We start from the raw sequence: 18,605 nt of genomic DNA, 5'->3' as shown, positions 1-18,605 counted from the left end.
CTGCCGGCCTCTCTATTAGCACTGGATATCAATGGTTCTACGGTGGAAAGCACCGGCCTGGGTCTGGACATCGGCGACGCCGACCGGATCTGCTATCCAATCCCCGATACCCTGTGCAACGAGCCATGGCAGAAGCGCCCTACCGCGCAACTGTTGATGACCATGCACGAACTCGAAGGCGACCCGTTCTTCGCCGATCCGCGCGAAGTGCTCCGTCAAGTTGTTGCAAAGTTTGACGAGCTGGGCTTGACCATCTGCGCAGCCTTCGAGCTGGAGTTCTATCTGATCGACCAGGAAAACGTGAACGGCCGTCCACAGCCGCCACGCTCGCCGATCTCCGGCAAACGCCCGCACTCGACTCAGGTCTACCTGATCGACGACCTCGACGAATATGTCGACTGCCTCCAGGACATTCTGGAAGGTGCCAAAGAGCAAGGCATCCCCGCCGACGCCATCGTCAAGGAAAGTGCCCCGGCGCAGTTCGAAGTGAACCTGCACCACGTCGCCGACCCGATCAAGGCCTGCGACTACGCGGTACTGCTCAAGCGTCTGATCAAGAACATCGCCTACGACCATGAAATGGACACCACCTTCATGGCCAAGCCATATCCGGGCCAGGCGGGTAACGGTCTGCATGTCCACATCTCGGTGCTCGACAAAGATGGCAAGAACATCTTTGCAAGCGAGGATCCCGAGCAGAACGCCGCGCTGCGTCACGCGATCGGCGGTGTGCTCGAGACCCTGCCGGCGCAGATGGCTTTCCTCTGCCCGAACGTCAACTCGTACCGTCGCTTCGGCGCGCAGTTCTATGTGCCGAACTCGCCGTGCTGGGGCCTGGACAACCGCACTGTGGCGATCCGCGTACCGACCGGCTCTGCCGATGCCGTGCGTATCGAACACCGCGTGGCCGGTGCCGACGCCAACCCGTACCTGCTGATGGCTTCGGTCCTGGCCGGTGTGCATCACGGTCTGGTGAACAAGATCGAACCGGGCGCTCCGGTCGAAGGCAACAGCTACGAGCAGAACGAACAAAGCCTGCCGAACAACTTGCGCGATGCCCTGCGCGAGCTGGACGACAGCGAGGTGATGGCCAAGTACATCGATCCGAAATACATCGATATCTTCGTCGCCTGCAAGGAAAGCGAGCTGGAGGAGTTCGAACACTCCATCTCCGACCTTGAGTACAACTGGTATCTGCATACCGTTTAAGCGGATTGCAGGAGTAAAAAGCGCTGCCGGCCATTTCAGCCTGCAGCGCTTTTTTATGGCCGAATACACTCCTCCTGTGGCGAGGGAGCTTGCTCCCGCCGGGTTGCGCAGCAACCCCCAAGACCATTCGACTCGGTATGTCAGGAAAAACTGGTCGTCTGGTTTTACGACTGCTGCGCAGCCGAGCGGGAGCAAGCTCCCTCGCCACAAGGACTGTGTTGCACTGGGGATGGGCGCTCCGCGTACAATGCCCGCTGCCCCGCAGGAGACTTCCATGACGCGTCCCGCCCCCGTTCGCAAACCCCGTGCCCGCAGCCAGGCGCGGATCGACTCGATACTCGACGCCGCGCGTACGCTGCTGGCCGCCGAGGGTGTGGCCAGTCTGTCGATCTACAGCGTCGCCGAACGCGCGCAAATTCCGCCGTCCTCCGTGTACCACTTCTTCGCCAGCGTGCCAGCGCTGCTCGAAGCGTTGACCGCCGATGTGCACGCAGCCTTCCGCGCTTGCCTGCAAGCACCGATCGATCACGAGGCGCTGCGCGACTGGCGTGACCTGTCGCGACTGGTCGAGCAGCGGGTGCTGGAGATCTACGACAAAGACGCCGCAGCCCGCCAGTTGATCCTTGCCCAGCACGGCCTGACCGAAGTGACCCAGGCCGACCGCAAGCACGACATCGAACTCGGCGACCTGATGCACAAGCTGTTCGACCACCACTTCGAATTGCCGCGACTGCCGACCGATGTCGACGTGTTCGCGCTGGCGATGGAACTGGGCGACCGTGTGTATGCGCGCTCGGTGCAGCAGCACGGACAGATCACGCCGCGCATGGCCGAGGAAGGGATGCGGGTGTTTGATGCTTACATCGGCCTGTATCTGCCGCCGTATCTGCCTAAACGCTGAAAGATCGCAGCCTTCGGCAGCTCCTACAGGAGCGCGCATTCCCTTGTAGGAGCTGCCGAAGGCGGCGATCTTTTGATCTTCAAAAAGAAAAACCCCGAAGGGCTCACGCCTTTCGGGGTTTGTTTTTACTCACAGACTTACAACTTGGCGATCGACACCTCGGTGGATTTCACGAAGGCGATCACCTCACTGCCCACCACCAGTTCCAGCTCTTTGACCGAGCGGGTGGTGATCACCGAAGTGACGATACCGGAAGCGGTCTGCACGTCGATTTCCGACAGCACGTCGCCGAGAACGATCTCCTTGATCGAGCCTTTGAACTGGTTGCGCACGTTGATGGCTTTGATAGTCATGGCTTTGATTCCTGTCGTTGATAAAGCTTGAGTTATTGCGCCCAACGCAATTGCGTAGGCAGTGGTGAAACAGGTTCCGGCTCCGGCGGCTCGCCGGGCAGGGACAGAACACGGTTGAGCACTTCGGTTTCCAGCGCTGCCAGTCGATGCGAGCCACGCACTCGCGGACGAGGTAACTCCACTTGCAGGTCGAGGCCGACTTCACCGTCCTCGATCAGAATCACCCGGTCGGCAATCGCCACCGCTTCGCTGACGTCGTGGGTCACCAGCAGCACGGTGAACCCATGCTTTTGCCAGAGGCGTTCGATCAGTTGCTGCATCTCGATCCGGGTCAGCGCATCCAGCGCACCCAGCGGCTCGTCGAGCAGCAGCAGGCGCGGTTGATGAATCAGCGCCCGGGCCAACGCCACACGCTGTTTCTGCCCACCGGACAAGGCTGCCGGCCACTCGTTGGCGCGATCGGCCAGACCCACCGCTTCCAGCGCGTCCAGTGCTTGCGGGCGCCAGTTGCCTTTAAGGCCGAGACCGACGTTGTCGATGATCTTTTTCCACGGCAGCAGCCGTGCTTCCTGGAACATCAGCCGGGTGTCTTCCCGCGCATCGCTCAGCGCTGCGGCACCGGCCAGCAGGTCGCCGCCAGTCGGTTGATCGAGGCCGGCGAGCAAGCGCAGGAAGGTGCTCTTGCCGCACCCGCTGCGCCCGACCACGGCGACGAATTGCCCCGCCGGAATGTGCAGGTCGATGTCACGCAGCACCTGCCGCGTACCAAAGGTTTTCTGCAGGTTGCGCACCACCAGCGGAATCCCGCGCAGCAGGCGTGGAGGTTGTTGAGCGGTCATGCCGCACCTCCCTTGGCAACCTGATAGGCCGGATGCCAGCGCAGCCACACACGCTCAAGTCCACGGGCGGCGAGATCAGCGAGCTTGCCGAGCACCGCGTAAAGCAGGATCGCCAGCACCACCACATCGGTCTGCAAAAACTCACGGGCATTCATCGCCAGATAGCCGATGCCGGAGCTGGCCGAGATGGTTTCGGCGACGATCAGCGTCAGCCACATGAAGCCCAGGGCGAAGCGCACACCGACCAGAATCGAAGGCAGCGCACCCGGCAGAATCACCTGCCAGAACAGGCTGAAACCGCTCAAGCCATAACTGCGCGCCATCTCCACCAGCGCCGGATCGACGTTACGGATGCCGTGATAGGTATTGAGGTAAATCGGGAACAGCGTGCCCAGTGCCACCAGGAAAATCTTTGCCGACTCGTCGATGCCGAACCACAGGATCACCAGCGGAATCAGCGCCAGATGCGGCACGTTGCGGATCATCTGCACCGAGCTGTCGAGCAGGCGTTCGCCCCACTTCGACAGGCCGGTGATGAAGCCCAGCACCAGGCCAATGCTGCCACCGATGGTGAAGCCCAGCGCCGCGCGCCAGCCGCTGATTGCCAGATGCGTCCAGATCTCGCCGCTGCGCACCAGACTGACACCGGCCTCGATCACTGCCACCGGTGCCGGCAGGATCCGCGTCGACAACCAGCCGGCCGACACCGACAACTGCCACACCGCCAGCAGGAGCACCGGCAACGCCCAGGGCGCGAGGCTGTGGATTATTTTCTTCATGGCGCGCCTCAGCTCTGCGACGCGGCTTTGGGAAGAATGTCGTTGGCCACCATCTCGCCGAACGGGCTGACGTAACCAGCACTTTTCGGCAGTTCCGGGCGCTCGATGTCAAGGTGCGGGAACAGCAGTTCGGCGACGCGGTACGACTCTTCGAGGTGTGGATAACCGGAGAAAATGAAGGTGTCGATCCCGAGATCCGCGTATTCCTTGACGCGGGCGGCCACAGTCGGACCATCGCCGACCAGCGCCGTACCCGCACCACCGCGCACCAGACCGACACCGGCCCACAGGTTGGGGCTGACTTCGAGGTTGTCGCGACTGCCGCCGTGCAGCGCAGCCATGCGTTGCTGACCGACCGAATCGAAGCGCGCCAGCGATGCCTGCGCACGTTTGATGGTGTCGTCGTCCAGATGCGAGATCAGCCGGTCGGCCGCTTGCCAGGCTTCGGCGTTGGTTTCGCGCACGATCACATGCAGACGAATGCCGAAGCGTACGGCACGTCCGAGCTTGGCAGCTTTGGCGCGCACTTGTTCGATCTTCTCGGCAACCGCTGCTGGCGGCTCGCCCCAGGTCAGCACCATCTCGACTTGTTCGGCAGCCAGATCCTGCGCCGCTTCCGACGAGCCGCCGAAGTACAGCGGGGGACGCGGTTGCTGGATCGGTGGATACAGCAGCTTCGCGCCCTTCACGCTGATGTGTTCGCCGTCGTAATCGACGGTTTCGCCTTCCAGCACCCGCCGCCAGATGCGGGTGAACTCCACCGAGGCTTGATAGCGCTCTTCGTGGTTGAGGAACAGACCATCACCGGCCAACTCTTCCGGGTCGCCACCGGTCACCAGGTTGAACAGCGCACGACCGCCGGACAGGCGATCCAGGGTCGCGGCCTGGCGCGCCGCCACCGTCGGGGAAATGATCCCGGGGCGCAGGGCAACAAGAAACTTCAGACGCTGAGTCACCGGGATCAGCGACGCGGCCACCAGCCACGAGTCCTCGCAGGAACGGCCGGTGGGAATCAGCACGCCGCCAAAGCCCAGACGATCCGCCGCTTGCGCGACCTGTTGCAGATAACCGTGGTCAACGGCGCGTGCGCCTTCGGCGGTGCCAAGGTAATGGCCGTCGCCGTGGGTAGGCAGGAACCAGAAGATGTTGAGGCTCATGGAGTGGTCTCCTTGGGGATTCGATTTACTGGGCTTGGGTAACCGAGCTTTGGGCCACAGCGGCCGGTGGTGTCCAGATCACGTCCTTGATGCTCAACGGCTTGGGAATCAGCTTGAGCTGGTAGAAGGTGTCGGCGATTTTCTGTTGCGCGGCGACCACGTCCGGGGTCAGGAACAGCGCACCGTAGCCCTGGCGTTTCACCGAGGTCAGGGTGATGTCCGCCGGCAGGCCGAGCAGTGGCGCGACCTGCTGGGTCACGTCTTCAGGGTTGGCTTTGGACCACTCGCCAACGGCGCGCACTTCTTCGACGAGGGTCTTGATCACCTCGGGATTTTTCTGCGCGTAAGGTTTGGTCGCGAGGTAGAACTGATGGTTGTCGACGATGCCTTTGCCGTCACGCAGGGTGTGCGCCTGCAATTGTTTTTCGGCAGCGGCCTGGTACGGGTCCCAGATCACCCAGGCATCGACGCTGCCACGCTCGAACGCGGCGCGGGCATCGGCCGGCGGCAGGAATACGGTCTGGATGTCGGAGTATTTGAGGCCGGCGTCTTCCAGTGCGCGCACCAGCAAGTAGTGCACGTTGGAGCCTTTGTTCAGGGCGACTTTCTTGCCCTTCAGATCCGCCACCGATTTGATCGGCGAATCTTTCGGCACGAGGATCGCTTCGCTATTCGGCGCTGGCGGTTCGTAGGCGACGTAGAGCAGATCAGCGCCCGCCGCTTGGGCGAACACTGGCGGAGTCTCACCGGTGACGCCGAAGTCGATCGAGCCGACGTTCAGGCCTTCGAGCAGTTGCGGGCCGCCGGGGAATTCAGTCCATTGCACGTCCACGCCTTGCGCGGCCAGACGTTTTTCCAAAGTGCCTTTGGCCTTGAGCAGCACCAGCGTGCCGTACTTCTGATAACCGATCCGCAAGGTCTCGGCTTGAGCTTGAGTAATGGCGCCGAAGGTGACAGCCGCAGCAAACAGAGCGACCAGACCGCGACGCAAAAATACAGTGCGCATAGCGCTCTCCTTTTTGCTGTTGGGTTGTGGCTGCACCTGCTTGCCCGTTGGCGGGCGAGTAAGGCCAGTACTTCAATTTCGATGTGCTTGCAAAGCAGGCTTAAATGCTCCAGCGAGCACTCAACAAGCGTTCGTTCAACAGGCCTGGCTCCAGCGGTTTCGGCCGGCGGGCCATGGCACTGACAAACTGATCCAGCGCTTCATGCAGACGCTGTTCCAGCGCCGGTGCCAGTTGCGCCTGGGCACTGCCTTCGCCGTACGCGATCTGGCTGTCCTCGGCGAAAATGCCCTGGAGCATTTCCTGGGCCTTCAATGCTGACAACACGGGCTTGAGCGCGTAATCGACCACCAGCATGTGGGCGATGCTGCCGCCCGTGGCCATCGGCAGAACAATCTTGTGGTTCAGGGCACGTTCCGGCAGCAGATCGAGCACGGTTTTCAGTGCCCCGGAAAACGACGCCTTGTACACCGGCGTGGCGATCAGCAGGCCATCGGCGTTTTCAATCTGCGTCAGCAGGTCGAGCACCTTCGGGCTGTCGAAGCGGGCGTGGAGCAAGTCTTCGGCCGGGAAGTCCCGCACCTGATAACTCACCACTTCCACCCCTTGCTCCTGCAACCAGCGTTGCGAGCGTTCCAGCAACACTCCGGAGCGGGAGCGCTGGCTGGGACTGCCACCGAGTGAGACGACCAGCATTCAGACGATTCCTTGCGCGTTACAGGCGATTCGCGGGTTGCGATCTCGCTTCGATGGGAGTGACCTTACCAGCTGATTTATATATCCATAAATCATATTTATTCATTTGGTTATGCGTTTAAGAGATATGTGATTTGCTTTGTTCCGGGCAAAAAAACAGGCCGTGAAAACGGCCTGAAATCCCCTGCTTTATGGTTCTGAATTCTGTGCTGCCCGGACCGACGCCTTCGCGAGCAGGCTCGCTCCCACATTTTGGAATGCGTTTCCCCTGTGGGAGCGAGCCTGCTCGCGAAGGCGATGGTGGCTACACCGTAAATCTCACTGGTTTACTTATTCGGCTGCGGCGTCAGGCGCAGGTACGGCTTCACGGCGCGATAACCTTTCGGGAAACGCTGCTTGATCTCTTCCTCATCCTTCAACGAAGGCACGATCACCACTTCATCACCGTCCTGCCAGTTGGCCGGCGTAGCCACCTTGTAGTTGTCGGTGAGCTGCAGCGAATCGATCACCCGCAGGATCTCGTGAAAGTTGCGCCCGGTGCTCGCCGGGTAGGTGATGGTCAGGCGAATCTTCTTGTTCGGATCGATCACGAACAGCGAGCGCACGGTCAGGGTGTCGTTGGCGTTCGGATGGATCAGGTCATAGAGGTCGGAAACCTTGCGATCGGCGTCGGCCAGGATCGGAAAGTTGACGGTGGTGTTCTGGGTCTCGTTGATGTCCTCGATCCACTTGTGATGCGAGTCCACCGGGTCGACCGACAGGGCGATGGCTTTGACACCGCGCTTGCTGAACTCATCCTTGAGCTTGGCGGTGAAGCCCAGCTCGGTGGTGCACACCGGGGTGAAGTCGGCCGGGTGGGAGAACAGCACGCCCCAGCTATCGCCCAGCCACTCGTGGAAACGAATCTTGCCGGCGCTGGAATCCTGTTCGAAGTCGGGGGCGATGTCGCCGAGTCTGAGGCTCATGGTGCTGCTCCTGATGAGTTGTTGGAGAACTCAACTGTAGCTCGGGATTCGACATCATGAAAAAGAATAAATAAGCAGACATCTAGAATCTAAAGGAATATTAAACATCGTTCACTGGACGCTCGGCGGCATCGCGACGAACATCGCCACCAAGGTTCGAGAAGGCCTTGAGTAGCTGCAAAAGAGGGGAATTTCGGGGAAGGCTTACGGGGGTGAGTCTGAACCGGAAATGCAAAAGCCCCGTCCGGCACGGTGCCGGACGGGGCTTTTTTTACATCAGCAGTTTGAACGCGCTATTACAGCAGCGGGATCGAGTAGCTGACGATCAGGCGGTTTTCGTCCTGGTCACGCTGACCTGGAACGTCGTTGCGCCAGGTAGCGTTTTTCCACATGAAGCCCAGGTTCTTGGCCGGGCCTTCTGGAATCACGTAACCGATGGTCAGATCGCGTTCCCACTCGGAAGCACCGGTACCGTTCTCACGACGGTTGGAGCCAACGGTGTCGATATCGTCGCCGCGCAGGTAGATAACACCGGCAGTCAGGCCTGGCAGGCCGACTTTGGCGAAGTCATACGAGTAGCGTGCTTGCCAGGTTTTCTCGCCGGCACGACCGAACTTCTGGATCTGCATGTCGGTGATAGTGCCGTTGGACGAACCGTCGCCCTGGTTCAGCCAAGGGAAGTCGGAGCTGCCGTTGGAAACCTGATAGCCGCCACCGAAGGTGTGACCTTCAACGGTGTACAGGAACAGGCCGCTGTACAGGTTGTTGTCGATCGGACCTTTGCCGCTGACGTTGCCGACGTAGTTACCGTTGCCGAAGTAGGCTGCGGTGTTGCCGTTGGCGCCGTCGTCGCTGCTGTGGAAGTAGCGCAAGTCAGACTTCAGCACGCCCGGGCCGATTGCCCAGTTGTGAACCAGACCCAGGAAGTGTTGCTTGTAGAAGTCTTCCAGGTTGCCGTAGTAGTACTGGGCAGTCAGGTCCTTGGTGATCTTGTAGTCACCACCGGCGTAGTAGAACTTGTTGCTGTTGGCAACGCGCGCGTTCGCACCGCCAATGGACAGGTTCTCGTTGTTGCTGGAGTTACGACCTTTCACTGCTTCGACCTGACCAGCGACCAGAGTCAGGTCCTTGATCTCGCCGGAAGTGATCTGGCCACCCTGCCAGGTTTGTGGCAGCAGACGACCGTCGTTGGTCACGATGACCGGGTTCTTCGGCTGCAGGGTACCCAGCTTCAGTTCGGTCTGGGAGATCTTGGCCTTGGCAGTCAGGCCCAGGCTCGAGAAGTTATCAACAGCTTCGCCGTTGGACTTGCTCGGGAACACAGTGCCGCCGTAGGAAGTCGACGTTGCACCGTTGGTGCCGCCACCCGAATCCAGACGCACGCCCAGCAGGCCGATGGCGTCGATACCGAAGCCAACGGTGCCTTGGGTGTAACCGGAGATGAAGCGCAGATCGAAGCCTTGGCCCCACTCTTCGTTCTTGCTCTGAGCGCCAGCCGCTTTGGTGCCGGAGTCGCGGTTATCGGTGTTGATGTAGAAGTTACGCAGCCCCAAGGTGGCCTTGCTGTCTTCGATGAAACCGGCGGCGCCTGCCTGCTGCGCCATAACCCCTACGGCCACAGCCAGGGCCAAGGTGGACTTGTTCATGTAAAGCTCCTCTCGTTTCTAATTCTTGTGTTCCTGGTCCTGGTCGAATGCCCGGATCCGTAGGTTCGCGATTAGCGCCAGAGCGTGACTGACAAGTCAATCGTAACCTTGTGTGTCTACGACCAAGGTCTAATCGCAGTATTTGGGTCCCTGCACAGTACTGACTTTCCTGATAACCCCAAAAAGAATTATTTCATTCTTTTTTATACAATCTAGCTATATGGCCCAGTAATGGCCACCTGCAGCGCAACACAGGATATCGGCTACTAAGCTAATTACTAAATGGTATTTGTTCGCCCTTTTTTAGATCGCTTAGCGTTGACGTATTCAAATCACGTCAAACCCTATCCAAAAGGCGACGCCATCATGGCCAAACGGGCACTATCTAGTCAATTTGTTACAGTTTGTGTGTCAGCGATAATTTCTTTCTCTGCTCAGGCTGCCAACCTCACGGTTGGCTATCAAACCGGTATCGACCCGAGCAAAGTCCCTCAAGCCGATGGCACTTACGAAAAAACCATCGGCCAGAAGATCGACTGGCGACGCTTCAATAGTGGCCCGGAAGTTGTGACAGCCATTGCATCGGGCGATGTGCAGATCGGCAACCTCGGCTCAAGCCCTTTGGCAGCGGCGGCTTCACGTAATCTGCCGATCGTCGCCTTCATTGTTTCGGCGCAGATCAATGCCGCCGAAGCCTTGGTAGTGCGCAACGGCAGCGGCATCAACACCCCGCAGGACCTGGTCGGCAAGACCATCGCCACACCCTTCGTTTCCACCTCCCACTACAGCCTGCTCGGCGCGCTGAAGCACTGGGGCCTGGACACTTCGAAAGTCAAAGTGGTGAACCTGCAACCCGCAGAAATCGCTGCGGCCTGGAAGCGCGGTGACATTGACGGCGCATTTGTCTGGTCACCGGCACTGGGTGAAATCCGCAAGACCGGCAAGACCCTGACCGATGCTGCACAAGTCGGCCAATGGGGCGCCCCGACTTTCGAAGTCTGGGTTGCGCGCAAGGACTACGCCGAGAAACATCCTGAGGTGGTGGCCAAATTTGCCAAGGTCACTCTAGACGCGTTTGCCGATTACGCCAGCCATAAAGACAGCTGGACCGCCGAATCGGAGCCGGTACAGAAAATCGCCAAATTGACCGGTGCCAACGCCGCCGATGTGCCGGAACTGCTCGCCGGTTCGGCGTTCCCGGACGCCAAGGCGCAGCAATCCACCGCGTTGCTGGACGGCGGCACGGCGAAGGCGATTGGTGAGACGGCGAAGTTTTTGAAGGAACAGGGCAAGGTTGAAACGGTGCTGCCGGACTATTCGCCGTACGTGAGCGCGAAGTTTGTAACTGAAAACAATTGAATAGGTGGTGAGGGGATTCATCCCCGATGGACTGCGCAGCAGCCCCCTGCTTTTGGTGAAGCGGGGGCCGCTGCGCGGCCCATCGGGGATGAATCCCCTCGCCACAAAAATCCCTCGGTAATCTTCAGAGGGTCTTTTCGAAGATCTTCGAGTTACGCTGATAGTTGTACAGCGACGCCCGCGCCGCCGGCAGGCGCTCGACGCTGCTGGGTTCGAAGCCGCGCTCGCGGAACCAGTGCGCCGTACGGGTAGTGAGGACGAACAGGGTTTTCAGGCCCTGCGCCCGGGCCCGGGTCTCGATGCGCTCCAGCAGTTCATCACCGCGACCGCCGTGGCGATACTCCGGGTTCACCGCCAGGCACGCCAGCTCACCGGCGTCCGAATCGGCAATCTGGTACAGCGCTGCACAGGCGATGATCATGCCTTCGCGCTCGACCACGCTGAACTGCTCGATCTCGCGCTCCAGCACTTCACGCGAACGGCGCACCAGAATCCCCTGCTCTTCCAGCGGACTGATCAGGTCGAGCAGACCGCCGACGTCTTCAATCGCTGCCTCGCGCACCAGCTCGAATTGCTCCTGGGCCACCAGGGTACCGCCACCATCACGGGTGAACAGTTCGGTCAGCAGCGCACCGTCCTCGGCATAGCTGACGATATGGCTGCGCGCCACGCCGCCACGGCAAGCCTCGGCGGCGGCATCCAGCAGTTCCGCCTGATAGTTGTTGCCCAGACGCGCCAAATGCGCCGGCACTTGTTGCGGACGCAGTTCGCGCACCAGTCTGCCGTTCTCGTCGATCAGACCGAGGTCGGCGCCGAACAGCAGCAGTTTGTCTGCACCCAGGTCGATGGCGGCGCGGGTGGCGACGTCTTCGCAGGCCAGGTTGAAGATCTCGCCGGTCGGCGAATAACCCAGCGGCGACAGCAGCACGATCGAGCGCTCGTCGAGCAGACGGTTGATGCCTTTGCGATCGACCCGGCGCACTTCGCCGGTGTGGTGATAGTCGACACCTTCAAGCACACCGATCGGCCGCGCCGTAACGAGGTTGCCGCTGGCCACCCGCAGACGCGAGCCCTGCATCGGCGACGAGGCCATGTCCATCGACAGTCGCGCTTCGATGGCGATGCGCAACTGGCCCACCGCGTCGATCACACATTCCAGCGTCGCCGCGTCGGTGATGCGCATGCCATGGTGGTAGTGCGGGGTCAGGCCGCGAGCGGCGAGGCGGGTTTCAATCTGCGGGCGCGAACCGTGGACCAGCACCAGACGCACGCCCAGGCTGTGCAACAGCACCAGGTCGTGGACGATGTTGCCGAAATTCGGATGCTCCACACCGTCGCCGGGCAGCATGACGACGAAAGTGCAGTCGCGGTGGGCATTGATGTAAGGGGATGCGTGACGAAGCCAGTTAACGTATTCGGGCATGAACCTGGGCCTGTAATAAATAGCAGCCGGAAAAAAGGGCGAAACGGAAAACGCACAGCGGGCTGATGGTTATCGTCGGAACAGGCTTGGCGACACGCGCGCTCTCCTCATGAATACGGGCTGGGATGCTGGCAATTTACAGCGTTTGATCAGACAAAACACCGTCCCCCTGTGGGAGCGGGCTTGCTCGCGAAAGCGGTGTATCAGGTACATCTATGTCGACTGACCCACCGTCTTCGCGAGCAAGCCCGCTCCCACAGGGGGACATCAGGGTTTGTCCGGGCTCAGGCAATAATGTTCAATCAACTGCCGCAACAGATGCACGGTAGGCTGCAAACGTGACATTTCAAGGTATTCGCCAGGCTGGTGCGCACAGGCGATGTCGCCGGGGCCGAGCACGATGGTTTCGCAACCAAGGCGCTGAAGATAAGGCGCTTCGGTGCCGAACGCTACTGCTTCGGCACGGTGACCGGTGAGCTTTTCGGCGATGCGCACCAATTCGGCATCTTCGGCCTGCTCGAATGGCGGCACTTCCGGGAACAATGGCTTGTAGTCGATCTTCACCTGGTGCCGCTCGGCCACCGGATTGAGCTTGCGCAGGATTTCCGCACGCAGCACTTTCGGGTCCATGCCCGGCAACGGGCGCAGGTCGAACTCCAGCGAACACTGGCCGCAGATGCGGTTGGGGTTGTCGCCGCCATGAATACAGCCGAAGTTCATGGTTGGCTGCGGCACGCTGAACTGCGGGTTGTTGAATTCACGCTGCCACAGCAGGCGCAAACCGCGCAGCTCGCCGATGGCATCGTGCATCGCTTCGAGGGCGCTGTGGCCCAGGCGCGGATCCGACGAATGGCCGCTCTGCCCGAGGATGTCGATGCGCTCCATCATGATGCCCTTGTGCATGCGGATCGGCTTGAGCCCGGTCGGCTCGCCGATCACCGCCGCACGGCCCAGCGGCTTGCCGGCCTCGGCCAACGCGCGGGCACCGGACATCGAGCTTTCTTCGTCGCAGGTGGCAAGGATCAGCAGCGGTTGCTTGAACGGCTGGTCGAGCAGCGGCTGCACAGCCTCGATGATCAGCGCGAAGAAACCCTTCATGTCGCAACTGCCCAGCCCCACCCAGCGACCATCGACTTCGCTGAGCTTCAGCGGATCGGTCTGCCACAGCGCATCGTCATAAGGAACGGTATCGCTGTGCCCGGCCAGTACCAGGCCGCCGGGGCCACTGCCGAAACTGGCGAGCAGGTTGAATTTGCCGGGGCTGACTTGCTGGATATCGCAGCTGAAGCCCAGATCCCCCAGCCAACCGGCGAGCAAATCGATCACCGCCCGGTTGGACTGATCCAGGCTCGGTTGGGTGCAACTGACCGATGGTGCGGCGATCAGTGCAGCGAACTGGTCTTGCATGGACGGCAAAGGCATCGCTGACTCCAACTCCCGATTTGAAGTCCATCATAGAGCCATCCGGCGCCAGGAATAAACCGCCGCAAGGCGTAGGACGGATCAGTCCTGTACACTGCACGGCCTTGGCAGCCACATATTCCCCCGGCTGCGCTCCCGATCCTGGATTTTCCGGCCATGCAGAAAGAAACCGAAATCAAACTCCGCGTCAGCCGCGAAACCCTCGCAGCCCTGCGCGAGCACCCGCTCCTGAAAAAACGCAACAAAAATGGCTGGGAACGCCGTGAGTTGATGAACCAGTACTTCGACACCCCCGAGCGCGATCTGGCTGAGGCCAAAGTCGCCCTGCGCCTGCGCAAGGACGGTGACGAAGTGATTCAGACCCTCAAGACCCGCGGCCAGAGCGTTGCCGGTCTGTCCGAGCGCAACGAGTACGACTGGAAATTGCCCAAAGCCAAGCTCGACGTGAAGAAACTCGACGGCGAATGCTGGCCCGAGGCGTTGGCCGAGCTGGACAAGAAAACCCTGAAGCCGATCTTCACCACCGATTTCGTCCGCGAGCGCGCGGAAATCGCCTGGGGCCGCGGCAAGGCCAAAGTGGTCATCGAAGCCGCACTCGACCTCGGTCACGTGGTGGTCGGCAAGCAGAAAGAAGAAATCTGCGAGCTGGAGCTGGAGCTGCGCGAAGGCGAGCCGGCCGCGCTGCTGGAACTGGCTGCCGAACTGGCAGAGACTCTGGCGCTGATGCCGTGCGACATCAGCAAGGCTGAGCGCGGCTACCGTCTGTACGACGCCAACAGCTACTCGCTGAGCCTGCCGGCGCCGCAACTGACCCCGGAAACCCAACTCGACGACGCCTTCGCCGCGCTGGCCTGGCACTTGCTCGGCAGCAGCCAGCGTCTGGCCGAACAATATCGCTTCAACGGCCACTGGCGCCTGCTGCAGGACTGGGTCGAGAACCTTGCGGAAATGCGCGCCCTGCTCAGCAGCCTCGGCCAGGCCGCACCGCGTCCGGCGACTCACGACCTGCGCGTGGCGCTGGACGCATTGCTGGAAGACTGGCGTCCGCTGGTTCAGGTCGGCATCGAAGACGAAGACGTACGCAAAGCGGCGCCGGAACAATTCCTTGAAGAACTGGAAGACCCGCGCTGGGGCCTGTTCTCGCTGACGGCTTCGCGCTGGCTGCTGGCCCGTACCTGGACCGCCGAGCGCAATACTCGCGGCAACCGCCAGGGCGCCGCGCAACTGCACAGCTGGCTGCCGCGCATGCTCGGCGAAGAAGCCACCTCCCTGCAATTGCAGCGCTACCAGCAGCAACCGGAAGATCTGGCCGAGCAACTGCCGCGCATCGAACGCATCCAGGTCTGGCTGCACCACGCGCGTAACGTGCTGGAAATCCCGGAGATGGATCGCCTGTACGGCGAGTTGAACAAACTGGCGCAACTGGCCAACGAACCGACCATCACTGACGAACTGCTCGATGCGCGCAAGCAACAGGCGATTGCGGTTTATCAGAATCGTGCGTGGAAAATGCTGCTGCGTATGTGATGACTGTGTGGTGAGGGGATTTATCCCCGATGGACTGCGCAGCAGTCCCTGCTTTCGCCTAAAGCGGGGCCGCTTCGCGACCCATCGGGGATAAATCCCCTCGCCACAAAGGCCCTCCGTGCTAGACCGGGAGGCTGGTGGTCGACTTGATCTCCGACAACGCCACAATCGAGTTCACTTCCTGAATCCCCGGCACCAGCGACAGCTTCTCGAAGAAAAATCGCTCATACGCCTCGATGTCCGCCGCGACGATCCGCAACAGAAAATCCACCGCGCCCATCAGCACATAACACTCCAGCACTTCCGGAAAGCCGCGAATCGCCTCAGTGAATTCGGTGAAGTTCGAACGCCCGTGGGCGTTGAGTTTGATCTCGGCGAAGATCTGCGTGTTCAGGCCGATCTTCTTGCGATCAAGCAAGGTCACCTGCCCGCGAATGACCCCCTCCTCCTTCATCCGCTGAATCCGCCGCCAGCACGGCGATTGCGACAGACCCACCTGCTCGGCGATCTGCGCTATGGACAGTGACGCGTCCTCTTGCAGCAGGGCGAGAATCCGCCGGTCGTAGCTGTCCAGCTCGCTGTGCATAACTAATCCTCAAAAAGCATATCTGCCGAATGGTTCTTGTCGACCAACCCATTAATTTGCTCATCTTAGACAAGAAATGCCCGGCTTCGAATGTAAAAATTTCTCCAATGAATCTGGAGACCGGACATGCCTCACCTCGAAGCCGTGAATACCCCCGCGCCCCGCGCCGATGTGTGGAACGTCAACAACGCCCACTGCTGTGCGAGTTATCAACTGCTCGCCGAAGCCGAGCCGGACCTGCTGGTGCGGGTGCTGAATCTGTTCGCACTGCAGTTCCTCACGCCGCAACAGGTCCACGTCGAACGGCTCGACGATCTGCTGTCGATCGACATCGTCATCGACGGTCTGAGCTGGCATCGCGCCCAGGTGATTGCGGAAAAACTTCGTAACCTGATCAGCGTCTGCTCGGTCAACCTGCAAGACGCCGACACGGCGTGGGCTGCGCCGGCTCAGGCGGCCGGCTGAAAAATCCGGCAACGGCTTTGTCGGGTAGTGGCCCAACAGTCTGCGGGGCCACGACTATCCTTTGCGCACAGTCGTACAAAAGGAGCCCGCATGTCCGTTCAATTCGCCACTCAGGACCGCTGGCTGGATCTCAACGATGTGTTGCGTGAACTGGTCGCCCAAGGCTTCATCAGCCAGGACTCGGCGGAGCAGGCGCTCAATGCCCGGCGCCGCCACGCGACCCACGGCCAGCAGCATCCGCTGGAATTCATCGCCAGCCAGCAACTGGACGACCTCAGCCGTCCGGGCAAACATCTGGACCTGGAAAGCCTGACCCTGTGGCTGGCGCAACAGGCCGGCCAGCCGTACCTGCGCATCGACCCGTTGAAGATCAACGTCGCCGCCATCACCCCACTGATGTCCTACGCCTTTGCCCAACGGCACAAGATTCTCGCGGTGGCGGTCGACCGCGACGCCGTGGTCGTGGCCAGCGCCCAGCCCTACGTCACCGGCTGGGAGGCGGACTTGACCCACGTACTGAAGCTGCCAATCAAACGCGTGGTCGCCAACCCGGTGGACATCCAGCGCTTCAGCGTCGAGTTCTTCCGCCTCGCCAAATCGGTCAGCGGCGCCAGCCATGCCGACGCGCAGAACGGCAACCTCGGCAACTTCGAACAACTGCTCAACCTCGGCGCCAGCGATCAGGAGCCGGACGCCAACGACGCGCACATCGTCAACATCGTCGACTGGCTGTTTCAGTACGCCTTCCAGCAGCGCGCCAGTGATATCCACATCGAACCGCGCCGCGAACAAGGCACGGTGCGTTTTCGCATCGACGGCGTGCTGCACAACGTCTATCAATTCCCGCCGCAGGTGACGATGGCCATTGTCAGTCGCCTGAAAAGCCTCGGGCGGATGAACGTCGCCGAGAAGCGCAAACCCCAGGACGGCCGGGTCAAGACCAAGACTCCGGACGGCGGCGAGGTCGAGTTGCGGCTTTCAACGCTGCCCACCGCGTTCGGCGAAAAAATGGTCATGCGGATTTTTGACCCGGAAGTGCTGCTCAAGGACTTCGATCAGCTTGGGTTTTCCGCCGACGACCTGCGCCGCTGGCAGGACATGACTCGTCAGCCCAACGGCATCATTCTGGTCACTGGGCCGACCGGTTCGGGCAAGACCACCACGCTCTACACCACACTGAAGAAACTGGCGACGCCGGAAATCAACCTCTGCACCATCGAAGACCCGATCGAAATGGTCGAGCCGGCGTTCAACCAGATGCAGGTGCAGCACAACATCGACCTGAGTTTCGCCGCCGGCGTGCGTGCGCTGATGCGGCAAGACCCGGACATCATCATGATCGGCGAGATCCGCGACCTGGAAACCGCGGAGATGGCGATTCAGGCCGCGCTCACCGGGCACCTGGTGCTCTCGACCCTGCACACCAACGATGCGCCCAGCGCGATCAGCCGCCTGCTGGAACTCGGCGTGCCGCATTATCTGATCAAGGCCACGGTGCTCGGGGTCATGGCCCAGCGTCTGGTGCGCACCTTGTGTCCACACTGCAAGGCGCCACTGACCTTGGGCGAAGAAGACTGGCAAACCCTGACCCGGCCCTGGCAGGCGCCGCTGCCGGGCAATGCGCAACGGGCTATCGGTTGTCTGGAATGTCGCGACACCGGCTATCGCGGGCGCGCCGGGGTCTACGAAATCATGCAACTGAGCGACAGCCTCAAGGCGTTCATCACCCCGGACGCCGACCTCACCGCGATCCGCCGCCAAGCGTTCAAGGAGGGCATGCGCAGCCTGCGCCTGTCCGGCGCGCAAAAGGTGGCGGCGGGGCTGACTACAATTGAAGAAGTGCTGCGGGTCACGCCGCAGAGCGAGCAGAAATAGGCCGTTACGGAACCGGATCGGGGAAATCGCAATCCAACACCATAGTTAACCCCCAGGAGTCACTCAATCATGCGTCTCAAACTTGCTGTCGCCACCCTTGCCTTGCTGTCCCTTCCCGTTGGTTCAGCGATGGCCGACAGCTTTTGGCGTAACGTCATCTCGTCCGGTGCCACCACCGGTTCGACCTACCTGACCTTCAAGGATCACAAGCTGATCGTCGCCGCACAGGACGACGCCGGCAGCTTCGTCGCCAGCGATGGCGGCATCCGTGGGCCGTACCTGGAAGCGGCGATGCAGAAAGTCCGCGCCGACAACCCGGGCCTGCAGGCCACGGACATGGAACTGGCGAATGCGATTCTGGCGAAGAACGCAGTAGCTTCCGAGTAAGCTTGCCGCCAA

The 18,605-nt window shown here is 61.0% G+C and carries 18 protein-coding genes; 7 read left to right on the top strand and 11 right to left on the bottom strand.

Going from position 1 to position 18,605, the window contains the following annotated elements; all coding sequences use genetic code 11:
* Both ACIOUG_RS18470 and ACIOUG_RS18465 read left to right on the top strand, forming a co-directional pair.
* Positions 1–1,209, top strand: a 1,209-nt coding sequence (locus tag ACIOUG_RS18470) for a glutamine synthetase family protein (RefSeq protein ID WP_401067483.1), incomplete at its 5' end; no start/stop codon positions are given.
* A gap of 274 nt (positions 1,210–1,483) precedes the next feature.
* The gene (locus ACIOUG_RS18465) at positions 1,484–2,110 is read left to right on the top strand and encodes a TetR/AcrR family transcriptional regulator (protein WP_401067480.1); all 627 of its coding nucleotides are present in this window, start codon (positions 1,484–1,486) and stop codon (positions 2,108–2,110) included.
* A gap of 137 nt (positions 2,111–2,247) precedes the next feature.
* Here the strand turns inward: ACIOUG_RS18465 and ACIOUG_RS18460 are convergent, their stop codons facing one another.
* From ACIOUG_RS18460 to ACIOUG_RS18425, 8 genes are all read right to left on the bottom strand, one after another.
* The gene (locus ACIOUG_RS18460) at positions 2,248–2,463 is read right to left on the bottom strand and encodes a molybdopterin-binding protein (RefSeq protein ID WP_003229256.1); all 216 of its coding nucleotides are present in this window, start codon (positions 2,461–2,463) and stop codon (positions 2,248–2,250) included.
* Positions 2,464–2,495: 32 nt separating this feature from the next.
* Positions 2,496–3,302, bottom strand: a complete 807-nt coding sequence (gene ssuB / locus ACIOUG_RS18455) for an aliphatic sulfonates ABC transporter ATP-binding protein (protein WP_401067478.1) — start codon at positions 3,300–3,302, stop codon at positions 2,496–2,498.
* Positions 3,299–4,081, bottom strand: a complete 783-nt coding sequence (ssuC, locus tag ACIOUG_RS18450; RefSeq protein ID WP_003229260.1) for an aliphatic sulfonate ABC transporter permease SsuC — start codon at positions 4,079–4,081, stop codon at positions 3,299–3,301. Before ssuC ends, ssuB begins: the two co-directional genes overlap by 4 nt.
* Before the next feature lie 8 nt (positions 4,082–4,089).
* On the bottom strand, positions 4,090–5,238 hold the full coding sequence (gene ssuD / locus ACIOUG_RS18445) for an FMNH2-dependent alkanesulfonate monooxygenase (protein WP_401067475.1): 1,149 nt from the start codon (positions 5,236–5,238) through the stop codon (positions 4,090–4,092).
* A gap of 25 nt (positions 5,239–5,263) precedes the next feature.
* Positions 5,264–6,244 carry a sulfonate ABC transporter substrate-binding protein gene (locus ACIOUG_RS18440; protein WP_401067472.1) on the bottom strand — a complete coding sequence of 327 codons (981 nt, stop codon included), beginning with the start codon at positions 6,242–6,244 and terminating at the stop codon, positions 5,264–5,266.
* Positions 6,245–6,344: 100 nt separating this feature from the next.
* A complete protein-coding gene (ssuE, locus tag ACIOUG_RS18435; RefSeq protein WP_401067471.1) occupies positions 6,345–6,938 on the bottom strand; it encodes an NADPH-dependent FMN reductase in 594 nt (197 codons plus the stop codon).
* Between the two features lie 326 nt (positions 6,939–7,264).
* Positions 7,265–7,903 carry a peroxiredoxin gene (locus ACIOUG_RS18430; protein WP_401067469.1) on the bottom strand — a complete coding sequence of 213 codons (639 nt, stop codon included), beginning with the start codon at positions 7,901–7,903 and terminating at the stop codon, positions 7,265–7,267.
* 296 nt (positions 7,904–8,199) lie between these two features.
* Positions 8,200–9,549, bottom strand: a complete 1,350-nt coding sequence (locus tag ACIOUG_RS18425; protein WP_401067466.1) for an OprD family porin — start codon at positions 9,547–9,549, stop codon at positions 8,200–8,202.
* 366 nt (positions 9,550–9,915) lie between these two features.
* Here ACIOUG_RS18425 and tauA point away from each other — a divergent pair, with 366 nt between their 5' ends.
* Positions 9,916–10,908, top strand: coding sequence for a taurine ABC transporter substrate-binding protein (tauA, locus tag ACIOUG_RS18420; RefSeq protein ID WP_401067465.1), 993 nt, complete (start codon positions 9,916–9,918; stop codon positions 10,906–10,908).
* Positions 10,909–11,032: 124 nt separating this feature from the next.
* Here the strand turns inward: tauA and argA are convergent, their stop codons facing one another.
* Both argA and argE read right to left on the bottom strand, forming a co-directional pair.
* Positions 11,033–12,331 carry an amino-acid N-acetyltransferase gene (gene argA / locus ACIOUG_RS18415; RefSeq protein WP_401067462.1) on the bottom strand — a complete coding sequence of 433 codons (1,299 nt, stop codon included), beginning with the start codon at positions 12,329–12,331 and terminating at the stop codon, positions 11,033–11,035.
* Between the two features lie 267 nt (positions 12,332–12,598).
* The gene (argE, locus tag ACIOUG_RS18410) at positions 12,599–13,753 is read right to left on the bottom strand and encodes an acetylornithine deacetylase (protein ID WP_401067461.1); all 1,155 of its coding nucleotides are present in this window, start codon (positions 13,751–13,753) and stop codon (positions 12,599–12,601) included.
* A 156-nt stretch (positions 13,754–13,909) separates the two neighbouring features.
* Here argE and ACIOUG_RS18405 point away from each other — a divergent pair, with 156 nt between their 5' ends.
* A complete protein-coding gene (locus ACIOUG_RS18405) occupies positions 13,910–15,280 on the top strand; it encodes an inorganic triphosphatase (RefSeq protein ID WP_401067459.1) in 1,371 nt (456 codons plus the stop codon).
* 121 nt (positions 15,281–15,401) lie between these two features.
* Here the strand turns inward: ACIOUG_RS18405 and ACIOUG_RS18400 are convergent, their stop codons facing one another.
* Positions 15,402–15,866, bottom strand: a complete 465-nt coding sequence (locus ACIOUG_RS18400; RefSeq protein WP_401067457.1) for an Lrp/AsnC family transcriptional regulator — start codon at positions 15,864–15,866, stop codon at positions 15,402–15,404.
* A 126-nt stretch (positions 15,867–15,992) separates the two neighbouring features.
* Between ACIOUG_RS18400 and ACIOUG_RS18395 the strand changes: the two genes are divergently transcribed.
* The 3 genes from ACIOUG_RS18395 (at position 15,993) to ACIOUG_RS18385 (ending at position 18,593) form a co-directional block, all read left to right on the top strand.
* Positions 15,993–16,331, top strand: a complete 339-nt coding sequence (locus ACIOUG_RS18395; protein ID WP_401067454.1) for a hypothetical protein — start codon at positions 15,993–15,995, stop codon at positions 16,329–16,331.
* A gap of 90 nt (positions 16,332–16,421) precedes the next feature.
* Complete coding sequence (locus ACIOUG_RS18390; protein ID WP_401067451.1) at positions 16,422–18,206, top strand: GspE/PulE family protein; 1,785 nt, start codon at positions 16,422–16,424, stop codon at positions 18,204–18,206.
* Positions 18,207–18,272: 66 nt separating this feature from the next.
* Positions 18,273–18,593, top strand: coding sequence for a DUF2388 domain-containing protein (locus ACIOUG_RS18385; RefSeq protein ID WP_169843014.1), 321 nt, complete (start codon positions 18,273–18,275; stop codon positions 18,591–18,593).
* Positions 18,594–18,605: the final 12 nt, after the last annotated feature.

Source organism: Pseudomonas sp. NPDC087803 (assembly GCF_044742995.1).
Classification (GTDB): Bacteria; Pseudomonadota; Gammaproteobacteria; order Pseudomonadales; family Pseudomonadaceae; genus Aquipseudomonas.
The sequence above is the reverse complement of the archived record's forward strand: the minus strand, read 5'-3'. Positions and strand labels throughout refer to the sequence as shown.

Excerpts from the sequence above, each read along its gene's own strand:
- ACIOUG_RS18430 (WP_401067469.1), bottom strand. The coding sequence starts at position 7,903 with ATGAGCCTCAGACTCGGCGACATCGCCCCCGACTTCGAACAGGATTCC.
- tauA (WP_401067465.1), top strand. The coding sequence starts at position 9,916 with ATGGCCAAACGGGCACTATCTAGTCAATTTGTTACAGTTTGTGTGTCA.
- argA (WP_401067462.1), bottom strand. The coding sequence starts at position 12,331 with ATGCCCGAATACGTTAACTGGCTTCGTCACGCATCCCCTTACATCAAT.
- ssuD (WP_401067475.1), bottom strand. The coding sequence starts at position 5,238 with ATGAGCCTCAACATCTTCTGGTTCCTGCCTACCCACGGCGACGGCCAT.
- ssuB (WP_401067478.1), bottom strand. The coding sequence starts at position 3,302 with ATGACCGCTCAACAACCTCCACGCCTGCTGCGCGGGATTCCGCTGGTG.
- ACIOUG_RS18395 (WP_401067454.1), top strand. The coding sequence starts at position 15,993 with ATGCCTCACCTCGAAGCCGTGAATACCCCCGCGCCCCGCGCCGATGTG.
- ACIOUG_RS18405 (WP_401067459.1), top strand. The coding sequence starts at position 13,910 with ATGCAGAAAGAAACCGAAATCAAACTCCGCGTCAGCCGCGAAACCCTC.
- ACIOUG_RS18390 (WP_401067451.1), top strand. The coding sequence starts at position 16,422 with ATGTCCGTTCAATTCGCCACTCAGGACCGCTGGCTGGATCTCAACGAT.
- ACIOUG_RS18465 (WP_401067480.1), top strand. The coding sequence starts at position 1,484 with ATGACGCGTCCCGCCCCCGTTCGCAAACCCCGTGCCCGCAGCCAGGCG.
- ACIOUG_RS18400 (WP_401067457.1), bottom strand. The coding sequence starts at position 15,866 with ATGCACAGCGAGCTGGACAGCTACGACCGGCGGATTCTCGCCCTGCTG.
- ssuC (WP_003229260.1), bottom strand. The coding sequence starts at position 4,081 with ATGAAGAAAATAATCCACAGCCTCGCGCCCTGGGCGTTGCCGGTGCTC.
- ACIOUG_RS18425 (WP_401067466.1), bottom strand. The coding sequence starts at position 9,549 with ATGAACAAGTCCACCTTGGCCCTGGCTGTGGCCGTAGGGGTTATGGCG.
- ACIOUG_RS18440 (WP_401067472.1), bottom strand. The coding sequence starts at position 6,244 with ATGCGCACTGTATTTTTGCGTCGCGGTCTGGTCGCTCTGTTTGCTGCG.
- ssuE (WP_401067471.1), bottom strand. The coding sequence starts at position 6,938 with ATGCTGGTCGTCTCACTCGGTGGCAGTCCCAGCCAGCGCTCCCGCTCC.
- argE (WP_401067461.1), bottom strand. The coding sequence starts at position 13,753 with ATGCCTTTGCCGTCCATGCAAGACCAGTTCGCTGCACTGATCGCCGCA.
- ACIOUG_RS18460 (WP_003229256.1), bottom strand. The coding sequence starts at position 2,463 with ATGACTATCAAAGCCATCAACGTGCGCAACCAGTTCAAAGGCTCGATC.